Raw genomic sequence first — 1,051 nt, 5'->3', positions numbered from 1 at the left:
GATATGACAGAGGTGAGAGAGCGTCAAGAGATGGCGCAGGTGATTGGTGAGATAGCCAATAATAGTGTGGCGATTGCCCTCAAACCTCGCTTGGATAAAGCAGAGCAGGATAAGAAAGAAGCTCAACAACGCTTAGACAATAATCCTAATGATGCACAAGCGCAAGCACAGCTTGCACAGGCTAATGCCGTCATTGCCCAATATGGACACAGCTCACGGAGAGTCAAAAACAGACCATCACGGCATTGAGTCAACTAGCCAGTGGTCTAGCTGGAGGGGTAGTGGGCGATAGTACATCCAGTGCGATTGGAGCAGCAGAGATTGGAAAACGGGCGGTGGAGAATAACTTTTTAACAAAATGGGATTTAGAACAGCGTAATAAGTTACTGGACAAGTTTGAAAAGCAAGCGTACTTGTCTCCTATAGAACAGCAGGTGATAAGTGGGCTTTTAATGAAAGACGGGAGGACAGATGAGTTGTTACAACGTTATCAAACTCAGCCAGAGACACTAACTAAGGAAGAAAAGCGATTTTTATTCCAAACTGTAGATGCTTACGTTGCTTCTCACCCTGGGGTAACACGAGAAAGTGTGCTGATGATGGATCCTATGGCTAAAATTGACCGTCCTACCCAAGGGGTGATAACGTATTTGCAACAGCAGAATGCTTGGAATGCTCGTCCAGAAATACAGATAGCACGTGGCGTGAAGGACGGCATGGTTCTTGCCGGTTCGCTAGTTACGATAAAATCACCAGTTGTAACGAATGTATTAGGTAATCCTGTGGTTCTTAATACAGCAAGTGGATTGACTGCTAATGCCACAGCTCAATTTGTAGTAGGTCAACCGTTTAACTGGATAGAGTTTATAAGTACGGGAATAACTTCAGCTATGACAACGGGAATGCCCTTGGGCAAAACGCTTATTGTGAATGCTGGAATGGGGGCTGCCACGAGTTTTGCTGTCAAGGGAAATATACCTCAGGACACAGCGTTATCCGTTCTTGGGGGTGTGGCAGGAGAAAAACTACCGAATCCTATATTGAAAATTTA

At 45.1% G+C, this 1,051-nt stretch carries 2 protein-coding genes; both read left to right on the top strand.

Annotated elements, in window-relative coordinates:
- On the top strand, positions 1-249 hold a 249-nt coding region (locus HKX39_RS10565; protein ID WP_216605102.1), incomplete at its 5' end, for a hypothetical protein.
- A partial coding sequence (locus tag HKX39_RS10560; RefSeq protein ID WP_171681284.1) for a VENN motif pre-toxin domain-containing protein occupies positions 246-1,051 on the top strand: 806 nt, incomplete at its 3' end. The genes HKX39_RS10565 and HKX39_RS10560, both read left to right, overlap by 4 nt.

The organism is Pelistega suis (genome assembly GCF_013133795.1).
In the GTDB taxonomy this organism is placed as follows: domain Bacteria; phylum Pseudomonadota; class Gammaproteobacteria; order Burkholderiales; family Burkholderiaceae_B; genus Taylorella; species Taylorella suis.
Note: the sequence above shows the minus strand (reverse complement) of the source record. Positions and strands in the feature narration are given on the sequence as shown.